The 19,765-nt window shown below is 40.8% G+C and carries 20 protein-coding genes; 10 read left to right on the top strand and 10 right to left on the bottom strand.

All coding sequences use genetic code 11. The annotated features are described in order from the left end of the window. The first annotated feature begins 28 nt into the window (after positions 1–28). Positions 29–799 carry an META and DUF4377 domain-containing protein gene (locus BS636_RS00535; RefSeq protein WP_213064229.1) on the top strand — a complete coding sequence of 257 codons (771 nt, stop codon included), beginning with the start codon at positions 29–31 and terminating at the stop codon, positions 797–799. A gap of 72 nt (positions 800–871) precedes the next feature. On the opposite strand, the gene gdhA is transcribed toward BS636_RS00535, so the two are convergent. Further along, complete coding sequence (gene gdhA / locus BS636_RS00540; protein ID WP_099337041.1) at positions 872–2,215, bottom strand: NADP-specific glutamate dehydrogenase; 1,344 nt, start codon at positions 2,213–2,215, stop codon at positions 872–874. Positions 2,216–2,562: 347 nt separating this feature from the next. Here gdhA and BS636_RS00545 point away from each other — a divergent pair, with 347 nt between their 5' ends. After that, the gene (locus tag BS636_RS00545; RefSeq protein WP_099337042.1) at positions 2,563–3,348 is read left to right on the top strand and encodes an RnfABCDGE type electron transport complex subunit B; all 786 of its coding nucleotides are present in this window, start codon (positions 2,563–2,565) and stop codon (positions 3,346–3,348) included. A gap of 10 nt (positions 3,349–3,358) precedes the next feature. Then, the gene (gene nth, locus BS636_RS00550; protein WP_099337043.1) at positions 3,359–4,063 is read left to right on the top strand and encodes an endonuclease III; all 705 of its coding nucleotides are present in this window, start codon (positions 3,359–3,361) and stop codon (positions 4,061–4,063) included. Positions 4,064–4,126: 63 nt separating this feature from the next. Here the strand turns inward: nth and BS636_RS00555 are convergent, their stop codons facing one another. The 4 genes from BS636_RS00555 to BS636_RS00570 form a co-directional block, all read right to left on the bottom strand. Beyond that, positions 4,127–4,336, bottom strand: a complete 210-nt coding sequence (locus tag BS636_RS00555) for a hypothetical protein (protein WP_099337044.1) — start codon at positions 4,334–4,336, stop codon at positions 4,127–4,129. Between the two features lie 86 nt (positions 4,337–4,422). Next, positions 4,423–5,082 (bottom strand): adenylate kinase, encoded by a 660-nt coding sequence (gene adk, locus BS636_RS00560; protein WP_099337045.1) that lies wholly within the window; start codon positions 5,080–5,082, stop codon positions 4,423–4,425. A gap of 85 nt (positions 5,083–5,167) precedes the next feature. Beyond that, a complete protein-coding gene (locus BS636_RS00565) occupies positions 5,168–6,484 on the bottom strand; it encodes a hypothetical protein (protein WP_099337046.1) in 1,317 nt (438 codons plus the stop codon). Positions 6,485–6,549: 65 nt separating this feature from the next. Further along, positions 6,550–7,071, bottom strand: a complete 522-nt coding sequence (locus tag BS636_RS00570; RefSeq protein WP_099337047.1) for a hypothetical protein — start codon at positions 7,069–7,071, stop codon at positions 6,550–6,552. Positions 7,072–7,311: 240 nt separating this feature from the next. On the opposite strand from BS636_RS00570, the gene mrdA reads away from it, so the two are divergent. Then, positions 7,312–9,345 carry a penicillin-binding protein 2 gene (gene mrdA / locus BS636_RS00575; RefSeq protein ID WP_099337048.1) on the top strand — a complete coding sequence of 678 codons (2,034 nt, stop codon included), beginning with the start codon at positions 7,312–7,314 and terminating at the stop codon, positions 9,343–9,345. 2 nt (positions 9,346–9,347) lie between these two features. Next, a complete protein-coding gene (gene rsmD, locus BS636_RS00580) occupies positions 9,348–9,899 on the top strand; it encodes a 16S rRNA (guanine(966)-N(2))-methyltransferase RsmD (protein WP_099337049.1) in 552 nt (183 codons plus the stop codon). An 86-nt stretch (positions 9,900–9,985) separates the two neighbouring features. Here rsmD and BS636_RS00585 read toward each other — a convergent pair whose 3' ends face one another. Continuing rightward, positions 9,986–10,192: a hypothetical protein gene (locus tag BS636_RS00585; RefSeq protein WP_099339559.1), complete on the bottom strand. Its 207-nt coding sequence runs from the start codon at positions 10,190–10,192 to the stop codon at positions 9,986–9,988. A gap of 243 nt (positions 10,193–10,435) precedes the next feature. On the opposite strand from BS636_RS00585, the gene BS636_RS00590 reads away from it, so the two are divergent. The 3 genes from BS636_RS00590 to BS636_RS00600 all read left to right on the top strand — a co-directional run bounded on the left by BS636_RS00590 (position 10,436) and on the right by BS636_RS00600 (position 12,497). Then, positions 10,436–11,173: a sulfite exporter TauE/SafE family protein gene (locus BS636_RS00590; protein WP_099337050.1), complete on the top strand. Its 738-nt coding sequence runs from the start codon at positions 10,436–10,438 to the stop codon at positions 11,171–11,173. Between the two features lie 94 nt (positions 11,174–11,267). Beyond that, positions 11,268–12,029, top strand: coding sequence for a 3-oxoacyl-ACP reductase (locus BS636_RS00595; RefSeq protein ID WP_099337051.1), 762 nt, complete (start codon positions 11,268–11,270; stop codon positions 12,027–12,029). Between the two features lie 147 nt (positions 12,030–12,176). Next, positions 12,177–12,497 (top strand): hypothetical protein, encoded by a 321-nt coding sequence (locus tag BS636_RS00600; RefSeq protein ID WP_099337052.1) that lies wholly within the window; start codon positions 12,177–12,179, stop codon positions 12,495–12,497. A gap of 63 nt (positions 12,498–12,560) precedes the next feature. Here the strand turns inward: BS636_RS00600 and BS636_RS00605 are convergent, their stop codons facing one another. Continuing rightward, on the bottom strand, positions 12,561–13,148 hold the full coding sequence (locus tag BS636_RS00605; RefSeq protein ID WP_099337053.1) for a 1-acyl-sn-glycerol-3-phosphate acyltransferase: 588 nt from the start codon (positions 13,146–13,148) through the stop codon (positions 12,561–12,563). Between the two features lie 884 nt (positions 13,149–14,032). Here BS636_RS00605 and BS636_RS00615 point away from each other — a divergent pair. Continuing rightward, complete coding sequence (locus BS636_RS00615) at positions 14,033–15,238, top strand: hypothetical protein (RefSeq protein WP_099337054.1); 1,206 nt, start codon at positions 14,033–14,035, stop codon at positions 15,236–15,238. A gap of 41 nt (positions 15,239–15,279) precedes the next feature. On the opposite strand, the gene BS636_RS00620 is transcribed toward BS636_RS00615, so the two are convergent. Continuing rightward, positions 15,280–16,437 carry a helix-turn-helix transcriptional regulator gene (locus BS636_RS00620; protein ID WP_099337055.1) on the bottom strand — a complete coding sequence of 386 codons (1,158 nt, stop codon included), beginning with the start codon at positions 16,435–16,437 and terminating at the stop codon, positions 15,280–15,282. Positions 16,438–16,710: 273 nt separating this feature from the next. Between BS636_RS00620 and BS636_RS00625 the strand changes: the two genes are divergently transcribed. After that, entirely contained in the window at positions 16,711–17,193 is a 483-nt protein-coding gene (locus BS636_RS00625) for a copper resistance protein NlpE (RefSeq protein ID WP_099339560.1), read from the top strand. A 74-nt stretch (positions 17,194–17,267) separates the two neighbouring features. Here BS636_RS00625 and groL read toward each other — a convergent pair whose 3' ends face one another. Continuing rightward, a complete protein-coding gene (gene groL / locus BS636_RS00630) occupies positions 17,268–18,902 on the bottom strand; it encodes a chaperonin GroEL (protein ID WP_099337056.1) in 1,635 nt (544 codons plus the stop codon). Between the two features lie 71 nt (positions 18,903–18,973). Beyond that, entirely contained in the window at positions 18,974–19,264 is a 291-nt protein-coding gene (locus BS636_RS00635; RefSeq protein ID WP_004810787.1) for a co-chaperone GroES, read from the bottom strand. Between the last annotated feature and the right edge of the window lie 501 nt (positions 19,265–19,765).

Below are 19,765 nucleotides of genomic sequence, written 5' to 3' on the forward strand. Positions count from 1 at the left end.
CTTTACTTGCTTCATGACTATTCCATCAATGAAATTAAAATATTTAATTCTTGCTTTACTTCCTTTGAGCCTTGCAGCTTGTCAGTCGAATGATGTCCAAAAAGTAGGAGATCTTGCCGTGTCCGTATTACAGCAACAAAATGCCGCCAATACCTTGAGTGCTTATGAATGGCACATTGATACCGGCGCACAAGAACATATGGTGCTGAGCTTCCATGATGAGAATCGTTTTAGCGTTATCACCAGTTGCAATAGTCTGGGTGGCAGCTGGAAGATTAATGCCGGTCAGCTAGAAACTGGCACCTTAATCTCTACCATGAAGGCTTGCGATACCAATGCCATGCAACAGGAAAAGCTGGCAGGTGAGATTTTTGATGATGCCCGTATTCCGTTCAGCTTAGATACCAGTGATGCTCAGACTCCAGTCTTAACCTTGACAGTAAACGGAAAGGCTTATGTATTCACAGGCAAGATGACGCCAGAAAATAAATATAAGAGCGAAGCTGAAATCATTTTCCTGGAAATTTCTCCAGAAACTAAAGCTTGTACCGGTGTTGCTCAGCAAACCTGCTTACAGGTAAGAGAAATTAAATACAATGAACAAGGTTTAAAAACTCAGGTAGATCAAGACTGGACCTTGTTTTATGACCAGATTGAAGGTTTCCAGCATAGCCCGAATGAACGTCAGGTGATTCGTGTGAAACGCTTCGAAATCAAGAATCCGGCAGCCGATCAATCTAAATATGCGTATATCTTTGATATGGCAGTCGAGCGTGAAGCAGTAAAAGGTTCACTATAATTTATTTTCAATAGATATAAAAAAACCGGAGCTATCACTCCGGTTTTTTTCAAGCTTCAACTAAGTCAGAACTTAGAATACGCCTTGAGAAAGCATTGCATCAGCAACTTTTACGAAGCCAGCAATGTTTGCACCGTCTACGTAGTTTACAGTACCGTCTTCTTTAGTACCGTATTTTACGCAGTTGCGGTGAATTTCTTTCATGATCGCGTGAAGACGTTCGTCAACTTCTTCGAAAGTCCAGCCAAGACGCAATGCATTTTGAGACATTTCAAGACCAGAAGTTGCTACACCACCCGCGTTAGATGCTTTACCTGGAGCGTAAAGGATTTTCGCTTCAACGAATTTCTCAACAGCACCTAGAGTAGATGGCATGTTTGCACCTTCAGCAACACAGATTGCACCGTTTGCAAGAAGTTTGTCAGCATCATCTGCATCTAATTCGTTTTGAGTTGCACATGGAAGCGCGATATCACACTTAATGCCCCAAGGACGTTGGCCTTCAAGGTATTCAAAACCGTGTTTAGACGCGAATTCAGAGATACGACCACGTTTAACGTTTTTCAATTCCATCACTTCAGCAAGAAGTTCTTCTGTCAGACCGTCTTTAATATAAACAGTACCAGCAGAGTCAGAAAGAGAAACAACTTTAGCACCTAGGAACATTGCTTTTTCAGCAGCATATTGCGCAACGTTACCAGAACCAGAGATAGTCACAACTTTATCTTTGAAGCTGTCGCCACGAGTTTTCAGCATTTCCTCAGCGAAATACACAGTACCGTAACCAGTTGCTTCAGGACGAGCCAATGAACCACCGAAAGTCAAACCTTTACCAGTGAATACACATGAAGTGTCATTGCTCAATTTTTTCATCATGCCGGCCATGTAGCCAACTTCACGACCACCTACACCGATGTCGCCTGCAGGGATATCAGTATTAGAACCAAGGTGACGGTAAAGCTCGATGATTAACGCTTGGCAGAAACGCATGATTTCGCCTTCTGACTTGCCTTTAGGGTCAAAGTCAGAACCACCTTTACCACCGCCCATAGGCAATGTAGTCAAAGCATTTTTGAAAGTTTGTTCAAAGCCCAAGAATTTCAGGATTGAAAGGTTCACAGATGGGTGGAAACGCATACCACCTTTAAATGGACCAATCGCTGAGTTGTACTGTACGCGGAACGCACGGTTTACTTGTGTTTGACCTTGGTCATCTACCCAAGCTACACGGAACTGAATCGCACGCTCTGGTTCAACTAGACGTTCTAGTAAACCGTGAGCTGCATATTGTGGGTTCTTTTCAATGAACGGCCACAAGCTTGTCATCACTTCTTCTACAGCTTGAAGAAATTCTGGTTGATGTGCATCACGTGTTTTAACGTAATCTAGGAACTCATTAAGTGTGTTGTATTTCAACGCTTAATCCTCAGCAGAAAATGGATCAAAATTGGTCAAATTTACAATCAATGTTAAATTTTGGCGCAAAATATTAAATATCTTTTGTAACTAATCCACAATAGTTTTTTTGAAAAAAAATGAAAAATAATTTTATAACAGTTATTTATATTTATTATGAATTAAATTTGTAGATATTAAAACGGTAGTGTAATCAAAGCCTAAATTCTTATTTATGCATGATTATAATGCATATTTGTTACCTTAATTGTGCACAAACAAGCTGCCTAAAATATGCTAAAATTTGTAACTCTGACATATTTTGTTTCACCTCCTGAAATGCTCACTATGAGCGGCTTTGAAATATCATGAATTCGCAGATTTCCCTGATCCAATCTATTGATGCATTATTGCCACAAACCCAATGTGGTTTGTGTGGTCATCGTGATGGCTGCCTACCCTATGCCCAGTCCATTGCCGAGGGAGAAGAGGCCAACAAATGTGTGCCCGGTGGACAGCCTGTGGCAGATGCTCTTGCCCGATTGTTAAATCGTCCTAAACTAATTGCCGAGCCAAGTGTCTGGCCCATTCAGCCTGATGGTCGCCCGCAGCGCATGAAAGCTGTAATCCGCGAAGATGAGTGTATTGGCTGTACCAAATGCATTAGTGCCTGCCCGGTGGATGCGATTATCGGTTCTGGCAAATTAATGCATACCGTACTCACCGATTTGTGTACCGGCTGTGAACTGTGCATTCCGCCCTGCCCGGTAGACTGTATTGATCTGGTGGAAGATATCCATCCACTAATGACCGATGAACAGCATGTTCAGGAACAGAATGATCTGCGCCAACGCTACTATGCACATATCCAGCGTGAGGAAAAACGCCGTATAGATCGCAAAGGTCCTGTAGTCCGCGCTGAAATCAATACCGAGCTGTTTGCCGAGTTCTCTGCACAGAGCCAGAATGTGCCTGTGATTGAAGTGGTAGAAAAGCCCAATGAAGATGTACTGATTCAAGATGCCAAAACTACGATTGAACTAGCCAAGCTGCGTACCCAGATCAAAAAGCTCGAGAAACAGCTATCTGTCCGTGAGGATGCACGCAAACGTACTCAGCTTGAAGAACTGACTCAGCAACTTCAGAATTTATAGGGATAAGACCATGACAAGTATGAGCGGCAAGCCTGTAAAAAACATGACCAAGAAACAGATTCAGACCTTTTTTGAACGCCTACGCGAACAGCGTCCGAATCCAAAAACTGAACTGAACTATTCAAGTCCTTTTGAATTACTGGTCGCTGTAACACTTTCCGCGCAAGCCACCGATGTCAGTGTTAACAAAGCCACAGATAAACTCTTTCCAGTAGCCAATACACCAGAAGCAATTTATGCATTAGGTGTGGATGGACTCAAGGCCTATATCAAAACCATCGGTCTGTATAACTCCAAGGCAGAGAATGTCATCAAAGCCTGCGAGATGCTGATTAAAAAGCACAACGGCGTGGTGCCGAACAATCGTGCTGATTTGGAGGCCTTACCCGGTGTGGGACGTAAAACGGCGAATGTGGTACTCAATACTGCCTTTGGTCAACCGACCATGGCGGTGGATACGCATATTTTCCGTCTCGGCAATCGTACCGGACTGGCAGTGGGCAAAAACGTGCTGGAAGTCGAACATCGACTGGTCAAAGTGATTCCAAAAGAATTTATGATTGATTCGCATCACTGGCTGATTTTGCATGGTCGTTACTGCTGTATCGCACGTAAACCGAAATGCTATGAATGCGTGGTATCCGATGTCTGTAACTGGCCGGACCGTTTTGATTTTGGTGCCTTAAAACCGATTGCAGTTAAAAATATCGACTAATCCAAAATTAAAAAGCTGAACTAAGGTTCAGCTTTTTTGTATCTACATTAGCAGATTTGAAGCTTATTTTTGCTTTTCTTCAGCCTGTTGCGCCTTTCTGCGCTGTTCCAATTCCGCCTGCAATTTCGGGTGTAATTGACGTTGTGGCGCTTTACCCCTATTTTCAATTTTTTCCTGTTTCTGCACTTTGCTCAGCATTCGGTAGCTCACAATCACTAAGCCGACGAGAACAAGTAAGATCACCACCATGAGCAACAACAAACCAATTTTCACAGTCGCAATTCCTTTAAAGACGCAGAAATAAAAAGAGCCCTAATATGACTTAGGGCTCCCTGAATGTCAAAATTATCGTAGAACGATTATTTTGCTTGATCCAGAATCGCGAATAGATCCGTTTGAACTTGTTCAATTGGACGTAGACCGTTCAGTTTGTCATAAGTCGGTGCATTTTCGCCTGATGCTGCACGGCCTTGATAGAAGCCAACCAGCTGTTCAGTTTCAGTATGGTAAGAACCCAAACGTTTGCGAATCGTTTCTTCCTGGTCATCTGGACGTTGAACCAGGTCTTCACCAGTTTCATCATCTTTACCTTCCACTTTTGGCGGGTTGTAAACGATGTGGTAAACACGACCAGAAGCCGGGTGCTGACGGCGGCCAGAAAGACGCTGAACGATTTCTTCGTCCGGTACATCAATTTCAATCACGTGATCGATGTTGATGCCTTCATTTTCAAGCGCTTCAGCTTGTGGAATAGTACGCGGGAAGCCATCGAAGATGCAACCATTGATACAGTCAGGCTGTGCAATACGTTCTTTAACCAGACCGATGATCAACTCATCAGAAACCAAACCGCCATTGTCCATGACGCTTTTAGCTTGTAAACCTAATTCAGTTCCTTCACGAATTGCAGCACGGAGCATATCACCGGTTGAAATTTGTGGGATATTGTAGCGCTTACAGATCAACTGAGCTTGTGTACCTTTACCTGCTCCAGGTGGTCCGAGTAAGATAATGCGCATATATAAACATCCTCATTTTTTTAACAATGTATAGGACACCAAATGTCTGGACATCCCCAAAGGTATCCAGCATTTCAGCGTCTCGTTATAAGAAAGCCACAAACAAATGGATTAAACCCGCAAAAAAACCGGTTACTCCACCCAATAAAATCAGAATCCACTCATCTTCCTGAAACGCAGGTCGTAACAGATTCTGAAACTCTTTCGGTGTCAACTCGCGTATGCGGTCTCTAAACATTTGATAGATTTTCTGTGCACGGCTCGCATTAAACGCAGGGTCGCATACAGGCACCATCGTAATTTCAATTGAGCGATCGATCAAGTCCGTCTTGAGTTTTGCATACTCTCTTGGCCCCAAAGAGAGCTGTAAAGAGGTACGAACCAGCGGTGTTTCCATAATTTCGTTAATGTGACGCTTGACGATCCGGCGGGTTTTTTCTTTCTTCCCCCCATACATCATTTCTGTCATGATCGATTTTAACGTAATCAGATCTTCTGTCACTACGCTAGCGAAGACGTCAGAGACTTCTTCCTGACGTTTCATAAAAGCACCTTGTATGTTATAGGTGCCAATACGTGGGATGACCGGTTTAATCCATGGAAACTTATGGTCCTTTGTACGAGCAAAGAACTGCGGGTATTTCACATAGTGTGGTTCAATCGGGTTAAACACCATCCAGATCGCAATCCAGTTGGTCAGGAAACCCCAAATTGCTGCCCAGAACGGTACGGTCCAGTGCCAAGGCACCACAAACCACACCACCATCTGGAACAGACCGAAGAACATACCAATTAAAGCACTGATATGCCAGATAAAGTTAATTTCTTTCTGTCCGACTTTCAGGAACATGCGCACCATCAAACGGCGGTCACCTTCCATTTGGCTGACCACCATGTCACGCATATCCACCAGTGACTCGACGTTCATAGTCAGCTCAGTCACTAATTCACGTAACACATTTGGCAACTGCTTATGTGCCTGGGAATAAATACGGCGTTTGATCGAGTACGGCAAGTTTTCCCATAAAACTGCATTGCGATCGATCATGACCTCATCTATCAGATGTTCAAGCTCGAAACCGACCTGCTCACCGATGATACGTGCCATATCATCCGGATCCATCGCTTGCAGAAATTCCTGGATCGATCCCAGTTTGGACAAGGTGTTATCGGTAATAATGCCTGAAATTCGTCCTGCTTTACGCGGCACAATGCCCTGCCAACCGACAGGCAATGGACCGATATGGAATCCCCAGAACGTAATTGGATAGAACACCATTTTCAGTGCCATCCAGACGTGTGCCCAGGTAACGAATGCAGTGACAGGAATGATACTGAGTACGGCCCAGAAATCTGGTCGCATCAGAAAGGCTTGCCACAACTCGTTAACGTACTCAAGCATGTATAACTTCCATATTTAATTCTTTGTTCACAGAATACAATTTCTTTTAAAGTCGAATATTTTCTCTATAAACCGATACTTAAAGTATAGGAGAATTGTAGTAATGGTTCAGTCTCAGCCACAACATCGCCATTTCGGTTTGTCAGTTTCTCACCAGCACCGATACCGATACTAAAGGTACTGATTCGTTCTGAACTCAGCATGACATAGGCAAGATCTATTCCGCCGCCCAGCTGTGCTTCATATTCACCATCTATACTCTTAGTCTGAAGATGTCCGGCATAAACCCCGACATAATACCCATTTTTATCCTTTCCTGTGAGATGTGCAGGGTAACGAAAGCCAGCTTGTGCACCAAATGTCTTATCATCGTCCAGAAAAACACCAGCTTTGACATAGCCAATCCCGTAAGGGTTTACCCATTCAGGATTGACGTGAATCATTTTTTTAGTGAATCCTGCCCCAATATTCCAGGTACTGGCTTGCGCGTCACTGAGCTTTGGCTCAGGCGTCGAAAATATCTGGTCCTGTGCATAAGCTGCATTTGTCATTAAAGCAAATGCCAGCAAAGGGTATAATTTATTCATTCCTTTTCACCAATATCCTTGATTCATTATAGTTTTAAGGTATCGTCCTTTTTTTATTCAATTTGGACTTTAGCAGAATTATCAACGTAGTTGTATACAACTGCAGACAATTTTAATGTCTACAAAGTCAACGTTGAGTAGATGGGCAACCCGCTCGTATTTCAATATCCAAACCAGGTCAGTTGGGTTAGAATAACGCACTTTCATTCCTATCCGTGTTCAGGTCTAAGTCGATCTCGTATGAAGCAGCATTTTCCATTAAAAAATGTACAGCAAGAAAAACGCATTTATCGCAATCGTGTGTTTTTCTCGATTGGCTTGGTCACCATCTGTATGCTGCTACTGGTCAGCCGCTATGCGTATCTGCAGATTGTCAGTTTTAATGAATTCAATACAGCTTCTGACCAGAACCGTATCCGCTTGCAACCGCTTGCCCCGGCGCGCGGCTATATCTATGACCGCAATGGGGTATTGTTAGCAGATAACTATCCGGTGTTTACAGCAACCTTGAGTCGTGCCGATGTCGCGGATATTGATGATACGATTAAACGCCTGACCCCAATTCTGGAACTGACTGAAGAAGATATTGAGCGTTTTAACAGCCGGATTAAAACCGCAAAAAAAACCGAACGTGTTTCCATCAAGCTGAATCTGACCGAAACCGATATAGCCCGTTTCAGTGAAATCAAGCACCTGTTCCCAGGTGTGAAGATTGATACCCAGATGACCCGTTACTATCCACATGGTGAATTATTTGCCCATGTGATTGGTTATGTCGGTCGTATCAATGACAAAGAACTAAAAAGTATTGATAAGGATCTTTATGCCGGCACCAACCTGATCGGGAAAATTGGGGTTGAAAAATCCTATGAAGATCTGCTCCATGGTGTTCCAGGGAATGAATCGGTCGAAGCAGATGCGCATGGTAATGTACTGCGTCATCTTGGCCGTAAAGACCCGGTCCGCGGCAATGACCTATATTTATCTCTGGATTATGGTCTGCAAGTGGTGGCTTCAGAACAACTGGCTGGACGTCGTGGTGCGATTATTGCCATGGATCCAAGTACAGGGGAAATTCTAGCGCTAGTTTCCAGTCCCAGCTTTAACCCAAATCTGTTTGTAACAGGGATCAGCACCAAAGATTATTCTTATTTACGCGACAACCTCGATCAGCCGCTCTATAACCGTGCGGTGCAAGGTTCTTATCCTCCTGGTTCAACCATCAAACCGATGTTTGGTCTTGGCGGTTTGCATTATGGTTTGGTTGATTGGAACACTGCCATTTCAGATCCAGGTTATTTCACCCTACCGGGCGATAGTCACCGTTTCCGTGACCATAAAAAAACCGGTCATGGTGCTGTGAACCTGCATAAAGCCCAAGTGGTTTCCTGCGATACTTATTTCTATGTCATGTCCTATCGCATGGGCATTGAAAAGATGAATAGCTGGATGCGTCAGTTTGGTTTCGGTGAAAAAACTGGTGTCGATCTGCCAAGTGAAAGCTCAGGTCTATATCCAAGTCCTGAGTGGAAAATGCGTACCCGTAATTCCAAATGGTTACGTGGTGAAACTATTTCAGTGAGTATTGGTCAGGGGGCATTTACAGCAACACCATTACAACTCGCGATGGCCACTGCCATTACTGCAAATCAGGGTTCACATGTCACACCACACGTACTACGTGACACCAAAGGTTCCAAAGCCTATAAGCCACATAATGCACCTGATGGCGTGATCCAGTTTAACGGTAAACCTGAAGACTGGATCAAAATGCGTGATGCCATGGTCGATGTGGTCGAGTCTGGTACAGGTCGAGGTATTCGTACTCCAATGTTCTCGATTGCAGGTAAAACCGGTACTGCTCAGGTCAAAAGTATTGCCCAAGGTAAAAGATATAATGAAGCCCTGCTCACTGAACGCCAGCTCGACCATGGCCTGTTTGTCGGCTTTGCGCCTGCGGATAAACCGGAAATTGCCATTGCTGTGATTTGGGAAAATGGCCGTCATGGTGGTTCAGCTGCCCAGCTGGCTAAACCTGTATTTGATTACTGGTTACTGACCCGCAAGAAAAATCCGATTCTGCCGTCTAGTCACCAGATCAGTGGCGGCCTGATGACAGCAGGGATTAAACCGGGCGAACTACCAAGTGGCTCAGGCATACTGAATCCTGATAGTGCGGCAATACCAGCCAATGCTGCCGAGCAGCAAAACAGTAACAATGTATCAAATACAGCACGCCCAGCAACGCCAGCACAACCTGTAGAAAGAGATTAATCATGAAAAATCAGCTTCGTATTATTGGCGGGGACTGGAAACGCCGTCAGTTGGCTTTTGCCAGTATTGAAGGTTTGCGTCCTACGCCTGATCGTGTTCGTGAAACGCTGTTTAACTGGCTGATGTGGGATGTGCAGAATGCCAAGGTATTAGATCTCTGCACGGGTTCTGGGGCGCTTTCATTTGAAGCCTTATCCCGCGGTGCCACCAGTGTTGTAATGATTGAACCGGATCGTACCCAGGCACAATTCCTGACTCAAAATCTAGAACTGCTCAAAGTGACCAAAGCACGTGCACAACTGAAAGTGACCACGGCGCAGCAAGCTTTACCAACCTTAAAAGATCAATTTGATCTGGTCTTTTTAGACCCGCCCTATAGCTTGGACTTATGGACTTCTCTGGCTGAACTGGCTGATCCACTGATCAAGGCAGAAGGTCTGATTTATATAGAAGCAGATCGGGATTTAAATACTTTGCAACTCCCGACTTCTTGGCAACTGATTAAAAATACCAAGGCCGGTACAGTACGTGCAGGACTCTATCAAAAAAAGTAGATGAATATCGATGTAAAGAGCATTAAAAAAGGATTCCTCGATGGAATCCTTTTTTGTTGAAATGCAATTTATGAATTAAAGATCTGTTAACGGTTACGGCGCCAGTCACGATTGTCTCGGTCACGTTTCCAGTCCCGATGATCCTTATTTTTCTTCCAGTTTCGGTCACCATGGTCTCGGTCATAATGTCCATTACGGTCTCGATGACCACGATAATCATCATCCCAAGGATCGACCATACAACCTGTTAAGGCCACTGCCAACACTGATGACAATAATATCATTTTTTTCATTTTCATCACCTCTTTCCTGCACTCTGTCAGTATCAGGTGATTTCATGGAGAGTACAGGGAGTCAATGTTGATCTCCTGTACCGTTTTGTTACTTTTTATACATTACAAAATAATTCAATCTTTCTTTCAATTAAATCATTTATCTGCAATCTGACTAAGATTTGCATAAATATAGCTAATAATCAGCTTGGTTTTTCCTGTGATCTTTTGAATACTGCTGGCTTTATTTATCTACTGATCCCTATGACTTGGCTATTATTTATTTTAGGTGCAATGATCGCAGGATTCGTACAGGGTCTCACCGGTTTTGCCTTTGCTTTAATTGCCATGTCATTCTGGGTATGGGTACTCAGCCCTCAAATTGCTGCGCCCCTCCTTGTGTTTGCTTCGATCTGGAGCCACATCATTTCATTATCAAATGAGCAAAAGCATGTTCATTTATATAAGGCACTGTATCTCCCCTATTTAATTGCCGGACTGATCGGCGTTCCGCTCGGCACATGGTTACTGAACATCATTGAGGCACATACTTTCCGAGTTTTACTGGGCTTTTTCCTCGTCATCTGGTGTCCACTGATGTTGTTGAACCCTCAGATTCGACTGATTCAACATTCAGGCAAAACTGCTGATGCCGGGATTGGTTTGATTGGTGGTATTTTAGGAGGTTTAGGGGGATTCTGTGGTTCAGTGCCTTCTGCATGGTTAATGCTCAAACAACTCCCCAAAGATCAACAGCGCTATATCCTACGCCATTTCAATTTTGCCATTCAGGTGTTTACTTTGGCAGTTTATCTATACCAAGGTAATTTAAATCAAAGCCACCTACCCTATATGGCGGTACTGATCCTTGCAGTGAGTATTCCTGCGATTCTGGGTGCACGACTATTTCCTCGAATTTCAGAACAACATTTTAAGCAGATTGTTCTTGGACTGCTCTTCAGTTCAGGATGCTTCCTGTTGGTTAAAGAATTGATCAGTTAAAACTCTATATAAAAACAATCAAAGTCTGTGCTTACTTGCTTTCAGCTGAATTACTGCTAAGGTTATTCAAAGATTTTTTCTGTAGAAATGACCTATGCAAATTCGTGATCAAATTGTGCTGGTGACTGGTGGTGCACGTGGGCTTGGCTTGGCGATTACTCAACTCCTGATTGAGGAGGGTGCACGTGTGGTCGTGAACTATCTAAGCAGCAAAACACAGGCTGAAGCTTTGCAGAATCAATATCCTGATCAGGTATTTGCCTATCAGGCTGATGTCACTCAAGCTGATCAGGTTAAAGCCCTATTTGCCGCAAGCAAGGCACATTTTGGTGAAGGTATTCACTCAGTAGTAAATAATGCCTTGGTACAGTTTGAATTTAACGGTGACGACCGACCTAAGGTAGAAGATTTAACTTGGGAAGCGATGTCACGTCAGTTTAGTGGTGCTGTTCAGGCTTGTCTAAATACTACTCAGGCAGCTTTAGACGATATGAAGCAAGCCCATTTTGGCCGAATCGTGAATATCGGTACTAATCTGGTTCAAAATCCAGTGGTGCCTTATCACGACTATACAACTGCTAAAGCCGCGTTACTGGCTTTTACTCGTACTACCGCTCAAGATCTGGGGCAATATGGGATTAATGTGAATATGCTTTCTGGCGGGCTATTACAAACCACAGATGCCAGCAAAGCTACACCAGATTTTGTGTTTGATCTGATTGCGCAATCAACCCCATTACGTCGTGTGATTACACCTGAAGAATTCGCTTCTGCAATTTTAATGTTTTTATCCCCTTATTCACGGGCTGTCACGGGTCAGAACCTGATTGTCGATGGTGGCTTAGTCAAAGGTTAACAGGTCTAATGCATCGCATAGAATCGTTCAATACGGATGCTGATTGTGCGATGCATCAGATTTTAACCAACTATTCAAAGAAAACAGTTTTGGAACTTGAAATACCTTTTAGAATATTGAGACCTTCTAAAACCGTCTGCGCCCCCTATGAAAGCCTTAGCAGCATTGAGCCTGACTCTGCTACTGACAGCTTGTATGTCAAATGATGTTCAAAAAGCCGAAAATACGTTAAAACTTTTCCATTGTACGGGGATTGAATCCTCACAAATGCAGCATAATAGCGTGACGCAATATTATGAGCATTCTCTGTATAGCTCAAAAAGCAAAGCAGAGTCTTATATCGAACAGTATAAAAATGGCGAGGAATCTTTTGAGATCCCGCTATCTGAAGTTGTGACTCAGCAATACGAGTTGTATAAATCAGCCTGTCAAAATCTGGGAGGCATTCCAGCCAAGGAGCCATCCTGATTTTTGAATTAATTAAGTAGAATTTTGGCAATAAAAAACAGGAGAAATCTCCTGTTTTTTATTTTAACCCGCTTTGTAATATCGCTGATCTACACTAAATTCTTCAGGAAATTTTGCTTGAATGCCTGCATAGAAGCCCATGATTTCCGCCATATCTTCCTCAAAATTCCCTGTTGGATGGATAATTTTTCCTACACCCGCTTTCTTTTGCTCATAGTCCATATATGCTAGTGCAATCGGCACCCCAGCATTTACTGCAACATGATAAAAACCAGTTTTCCACTGCTCTTGACGGGCTCGCGTTCCTTCTGGGGTTACCAACATGACCAGTTTAGGATACTGCTTAAACAGGTCTGTCATGACTTGAACCATACTCGGACGCGGCTCACCTGCCTGCTTGGGACGGCGATCAATCCCGATTCCACCCATGGCACGTACAAAAGGACCTAAGGGAAACTTCATATAGCTGTCTTTAATGGTAAGACGCACATTAACACCCAATGCCTTCAATGCTAACCTTGCATATAAGGCATCCCAGTTACTGGTATGTGGCGCAGCAATCATGACACACTGCTTCAGATTTTCGGGCCAGTGATTATCGGTTTCCCAACCCATTAACCTGAGTGATTTTTCAGCTAAATTTTCAAACACAGTTCAGTCGCAAATCAAATAAAATCGCGCGATAGTCTAACAATGTAGAACTCAATAATAAAACCATTACCTCAAAAGTTATTTATTACACTTTCAATAGAACCAAGTAAGCTTTATTTTCTATTGTTATCACTTTACCCCTTTGAATCTACACAATATGCTGAAAATTTAATGTACAGTTCATCAATTTATGTATCAGTTCAATCTGACTATTCATTTCTAATTTTTCATAAATCTTTTTCCTATAAGTTCTGAATTTTTGAATACTAAATGGATTGAGCTGATTTATTATAATGAAGCTAGCTATCTGACTTTGAGTGGATTCAACCAACTCATGTATCACCTGAGTCCATAACTGAGGATCAAGTGCTGCATCATAGATATGTGCAATAATAATATTTTCTTTAATCAAATTTATTACTGTCCTCATTATTTTTAAGCTTGTGCAAATACTAGATATCTAAGGTGTTTAATGGTTTTTTATTATTTTAGAATTTTATTTACCTCATTATATGTGCAGAGTAAATTTCGCTTAATCAATACTTTTATAGATTATAAATTTATATAAATTCTATATTCAAATAAAAAACAGCAACGCATACAACTAATTTTTTAAAATTTCTAAGATTTTCGAATTTATTTATTACAAAAGTAAATAATTTTTCGTCAAAAGCATAATTTATAGGTTAAGAAATAAAGTTAGTTTTGAATAAAATAACCAATTTTCATATAAAATAAAAATCTAAGTGATATAAGAAATATTTAATCACCAATTGAAAAATAATAAATAAATTTATTTTTAATATTTAACCCTCCCCAAATAGGGATATTACTTTAATCATGTAAAACTCTATATTAACAATACTTATACACGGGGAAATGGAATGAAAAAAACCTTATTAGCTTTTACTTTGTCTACACTTTTAACGGCTTGTGGAGGCAGCTCAGATAATGATTCTGCTTCACCAATTCAACAAACTTCGGAAAAAGTTGGGGTTCTAACTGATGGTGTCATTATTGGAGCAAATTACACCATTAATGGTGTAACCAAACAGACCAATGAACGAGGAGAATTTGAATATAATGAAGGAGATGAAATTACCTTTAGTATTGGTAATATTGAAATAGGAAAAGTAACAGGTGATAGCCGAATTACCCCACTAGAATTAGCACAAGATGAAAAAACTCAGCTCAATCTGATGATTTTCTTACAGTCACTTGATACAAATGGTGACCATGATGATGGTATTACCATTCCAGCAAACCTCTCGCTTACACCTAATACAATTAATTTTTCAGCCCCTACAGCTGAATTTGTACAAAATCTACAAACTCAATTCCAGGCTATTCCTGAGCTGAGAGATAAAACTGTAGTAACTCCTGAAAAAGCTAAAGAAAATTTTGGTAAAACTATGTTAAAAGATATCGCAGGTACTTGGTATGTGCAAGGCGCTGAAGGAGATGAATCAGAGATAGCTCTTATCCTTAAAGAAGATGGTAGCTTTATTATGGGTGAAGCTATTCTTAATGAAGAAGAGAAAGAGTTTAATGGCATGGAAGTAGGGAAAATTGATTCATATGACCCTATTACTGGTTTATTCACCGCTTCCGCAACTATTGATACTAACCAAGATTGGGGACTAACTGACTTTGGTAAATCTCGCAATATGGTTCTTAAATTCGATGGTACTCAACTTCATATTCAGGAAGAAAAGAACCCAGAAGAATCAGCTACATTTAGCCGACTGCCAAATACAGCCAATGGAATTGTAGGTGTATGGCAAAGTCCTGCTTCACATATCTTTATATTTAATTCAAATAACACTTATTTCCTGCTAGACCCAGTAGGTGATGATCAAGTAGAAGCTGGAGATACACCTTGTGGTGATGCAGGGATTGAATATGGTAAATATCGTGTGTTAGATAACAAACTTTATATCGACCCTAGAGATATTCTAATTGATACCAATGGTTGTGCTGGCCTATCAGATACAAATGCTCAATCAGGTCTCTCTCTTAATATTCAGGCAGACAAATTAAGCTTTACAGTAGCAGGTGAAGGTAGTTATACCTTAAGTCGATACAAATAATTATTTAAACAAGGCTTAACCTAATCAATGATTAGGTTAACCTATTCAATATGTTCAAAATTAAAAGTTAATCCCATTAATAAACGAATTAATTCTACTTGAGAATTACATTTAGTCTTAGAAAAAATCGTTTTTAAATATGTTCGGAGTGAACTCATTGTAATTTTGCAATGTTGAGTAATACCTTCTAAATCATATCCGTTTAAGAATAATTCACAGATTTCTATTTCTCTTGGTGACAAATTATATACTTCTTTCATGACTTTTTTAGAAAGTGAATACTTAGCATTTGAGGGAGTAATAAAAATAGCTACAGCTTTATTTATTTTAATTAACTCATCATGAGGTATATTATTTAATGGCACTACAGTAAGCATTAAAGAACTTTCTGCTGTATTTTTAATACACAGCACTCCCCCTTTTTCGTAATTCATAGAAGCTTCAGCACTTTGATTTAGTACGCTTAAAATCAGTTGATCCAATTGATTCTGGTAATTTGCTAATGTCTTAATACATTGCTTTTGGTCAACCCATATCAGATTGGTCTGATTTAAAATATTCTGAGCACTTTGATTACTAAACCGTAATTCCATTTTTTCATTTAATAAAATCACTCCCACCTTTAATTTTTCTAAAATTTGAATATTTTTACGATTTTCACTTTTTAACTCAACAACTTGCTTATATATCTGCAATGACATTCTTAAGTGTTTAGCAAATCTTTCCAGAATTTTTTTATCATGTTCAGAATATCCTTTTGAGTCGTGAGACCGATGGATTGCGAACATGGCCCACTTATAAGCTCCATGATCCAATAGGACTCCATTTACATAACGGATATTTGAAGGTTTTAAACATTTTTCATAAAATTTTTGTTGATCTGTATATGGCATAGATTCATAAGGAAGGCTATCCAGTATATAAGACCTCCCCACCCCTAAAGCCTTCATTTTTTCCCCGTGTAATTTCATATCAATTAGATCAAGGTGTTCTTTATGATAATTTTCCAACCCTACTTCTGGAATATTATGAGTAATAACAAAATTTTGTTCAGGATTTAATTGATCAAGGTAGGTATAAATAGCAGTGGTACTCTGGGTAAATGCAACAATCTCTTCTAGAACCTTACCCCAAAGTTTAGGATCTATCGCTGCATCATAAATTAATTCAATGATTCCATTTTCTTTGTCACTTAACATCACCCACTCCCTAACGATTGATAATGATTTTGGATGGTCTTAAGAAAGAAAAGATGATAAATATTTTTGCGATTTCAGATGGAGTTTTGCTTTTTATTATTTTTCACTTCTAAGCTTCCTTAACTAATTTTTTTATTATTTTAGCAATTCATTTACCTCATCACACGTGCAGAGTGAATTTCACTTAATCAATACATCATTTACAAAGTCATACTACCGTTATGATTTTTAAATTTTTATGTTTGATAATAGGAAATGAAAACGAGCTTAAAAATGAAAAAGTCTCTCCTCATCGTCGCAATGATTACAATCACCCTAAGCTTGAGTTCCTGTTCTAAAACTCAAGAGCCTTCTAGTATTGAAAATACAGATTCAGAAAATTCTGCACAGATGAATACGCCGGCCACATCACGCAGCTTACCTGTAGGAGATACAGCAGAAACTTCTCTTGACTGGGCGGGTAAATACGAAGGAACTTTCCTATGTGCGGATTGTGAAGCCATTAAAGTTGAGCTTGAGCTTAATCCCGACAAAACTTATGAGTTGAAAGAAGAATATGTTTCCGATACCAAGAGCACAGAAACAAAGACTAAAGGAAGTTTCAGCTTTGACCCTAAAATGACTTCAATTATTACGCTGGATGAAAAAGGTGAAAATCGTAAATTCTTTGTAGGTGAGAACTTCTTAGAAGCTCGTGATATTCAAACCGGTGAAAAAATTAACAGCAATTTGAATTACAGATTAATTAAACATTAATATTCTTTAGTTAACTTAGACGAAAAAATCCCCGCAAAAGCGGGGATTTTTAGATCATATGATGGGATGATGAATTACATCATGCCGCCCATACCACCCATGCCGCCCATATCAGGCATTGCAGGTTTGTCTTCTGGGATATCAGTAATCATACATTCAGTAGTCAGCATTAACGCAGCTACAGAAGCAGCATGTTCAAGTGCAGAACGTGTTACTTTTGCTGGATCTAGAATACCCATTTCCAGCATGTCGCCATATTCGCCAGTTGCAGCGTTGTAACCGAAGTTACCTTGGCCATTTTTCACTGCATTGATTACAACTGAAGGCTCGTCACCCGCATTAGATACGATTTGACGAAGTGGTGCTTCAATCGCACGACGAAGGATGCTGATACCAACATTCTGGTCATCATTCGCGCCTTTAACACCGTCAAGTGCAGCTGCAGCACGTACTAGTGCTACACCACCACCTGCAACAACACCTTCTTCAACCGCTGCGCGAGTTGCATGAAGTGCGTCGTCTACACGGTCTTTCTTCTCTTTCATTTCAACTTCAGTTGCCGCACCGATTTTGATCACTGCAACACCGCCAGCCAATTTAGCTACGCGTTCTTGAAGTTTTTCTTTGTCGTATTCAGAAGTAGATTCTTCGATTTGAGCACGAATCTGTTGAACACGATCAGAGATTTGAGCTGCATTACCCGCACCATCAACAATTACTGTGTTTTCTTTAGATACTGTTACTTTGTGCGCAGTACCCAAGTGCTCAAGAGAAGTTTGGTCTAACTGCATACCGATTTCTTCAGAAATTACAGTACCGCCAGTCAGGATCGCAATATCTTGCAGCATTGCTTTACGACGGTCACCGAAGCCAGGTGCTTTCACTGCACATACTTTGATGATACCACGCATGTTGTTAACAACTAGAGTTGCAAGCGCTTCACCTTCAACATCTTCAGCAATGATCAGAAGTGGTTTACCAGTTTTCGCAACTGCTTCAAGCACAGTGATCAATTCACGGATGTTGCTGATTTTCTTGTCAACCAACAGGATGTATGGGTTTTCAAGTTCAGCAGTTAAAGTGTCTTGTTTGTTTGCGAAGTATGGAGAGATATAACCGCGGTCAAACTGCATACCTTCTACAACGTCAAGCGCGTCTTCGAAGCCAGAACCTTCTTCTACAGTGATAACGCCTTCTTTACCTACTTTTTCCATTGCTTGCGCAATCAATTTACCAACCGTAGTGTCAGAGTTTGCAGAGATCGAACCGACTTGTTCAATCGCTTTAGAATCAGAAGCAGGTTGTGCAGTCGCTTTAATTTCAGCAACTAAAGTTTTAACCGCGACATCAATACCACGTTTCAAGTCCATTGGGTTCATACCCGCAGTGACTGACTTGATACCTTCGTTCAGGATTGCTTGAGCAAGAACAGTTGCAGTTGTTGTACCATCACCTGCGATATCATTCGTTTTTGAAGATACTTCGCGGACAAGTTGAGCACCCATGTTCTCGAACTTGTCTTTTAAAGTGATTTCTTTTGCTACAGTTACACCATCTTTAGTGATGTGTGGTGCACCGAAAGAGCGGTCGATGACAACGTTACGGCCTTTAGGACCAAGAGTTACTTTTACTGCATCTGCAAGGATATTCACACCAGCGATCATTTTCGCGCGAGCTGAATCACCAAATTTTACGTCTTTAGCTGACATATTTGACTCCGAGTATTTTTAATAGCTTTACAAAATCTGATATGGAATATGTAAGACTGTTTTAGCGAAGATTAACCTTCAAGAACCGCTAAAATGTCAGATTCTTTCATGATAAGTAGTTCTTCACCGTCTACTTTTACAGTTGTACCTGCATAAGTGCCGAACAATACTTTGTCGCCAACTTTAACGTCTAACGCGCGTACGCCATTGTCAGTGATTTGACCATTACCAACTGCAATAATTTCCCCTTGCGCTGGTTTTTCTGCTGCAGAACCTGGAAGTAAAATACCGCCAGCTGTTTTAGTTTCTTCTTCAACACGACGAATAACAACGCGGTCATGTAATGGACGAATGTTGCTCATTTTTAACTCCATCAGACTAAGTCTTTTTTGATCACTGATGATGACTTGGTTATTCCCTGGTCATCATCAAAACTTTTAGATGTCACTTTTATGGAGATGGAATAGATCGCTTCAAGGGTAAAACTGAAAAAAAATTCATTTTTTTTAATTTCTCATAATGCACATACACTTTTGCTGCTTTTTTCCGCAAAGATACCCTAAAATTAAGATATAGCCTTCAGTTTTCAGACTTTTTCATCTTTTTCTAGGTCTCTTTAAGACCTTAGTAAGCCTTAATATCTCTCGTATTGGTTAGCAAGCATGACAACAGACCTACTTTTTCTCTCATCTTACGAATAGTCAAAAATTAAATAAGGTAGCTAGTTCAGATCTCTATTTATAGAAACCCCTGTTTTTGAGGAAAATAACTTCATAGGTAGCTCTCACAATCAATCGTTTTACCTTCTTATTTGATGGTCCAGCTTTTCAGGACGATAACTTCTATTATTGACCTATTGAAGA

Origin of the sequence: Acinetobacter sp. LoGeW2-3 (assembly GCF_002688565.1) — a bacterium.
Taxonomy (GTDB): domain Bacteria; phylum Pseudomonadota; class Gammaproteobacteria; order Pseudomonadales; family Moraxellaceae; genus Acinetobacter.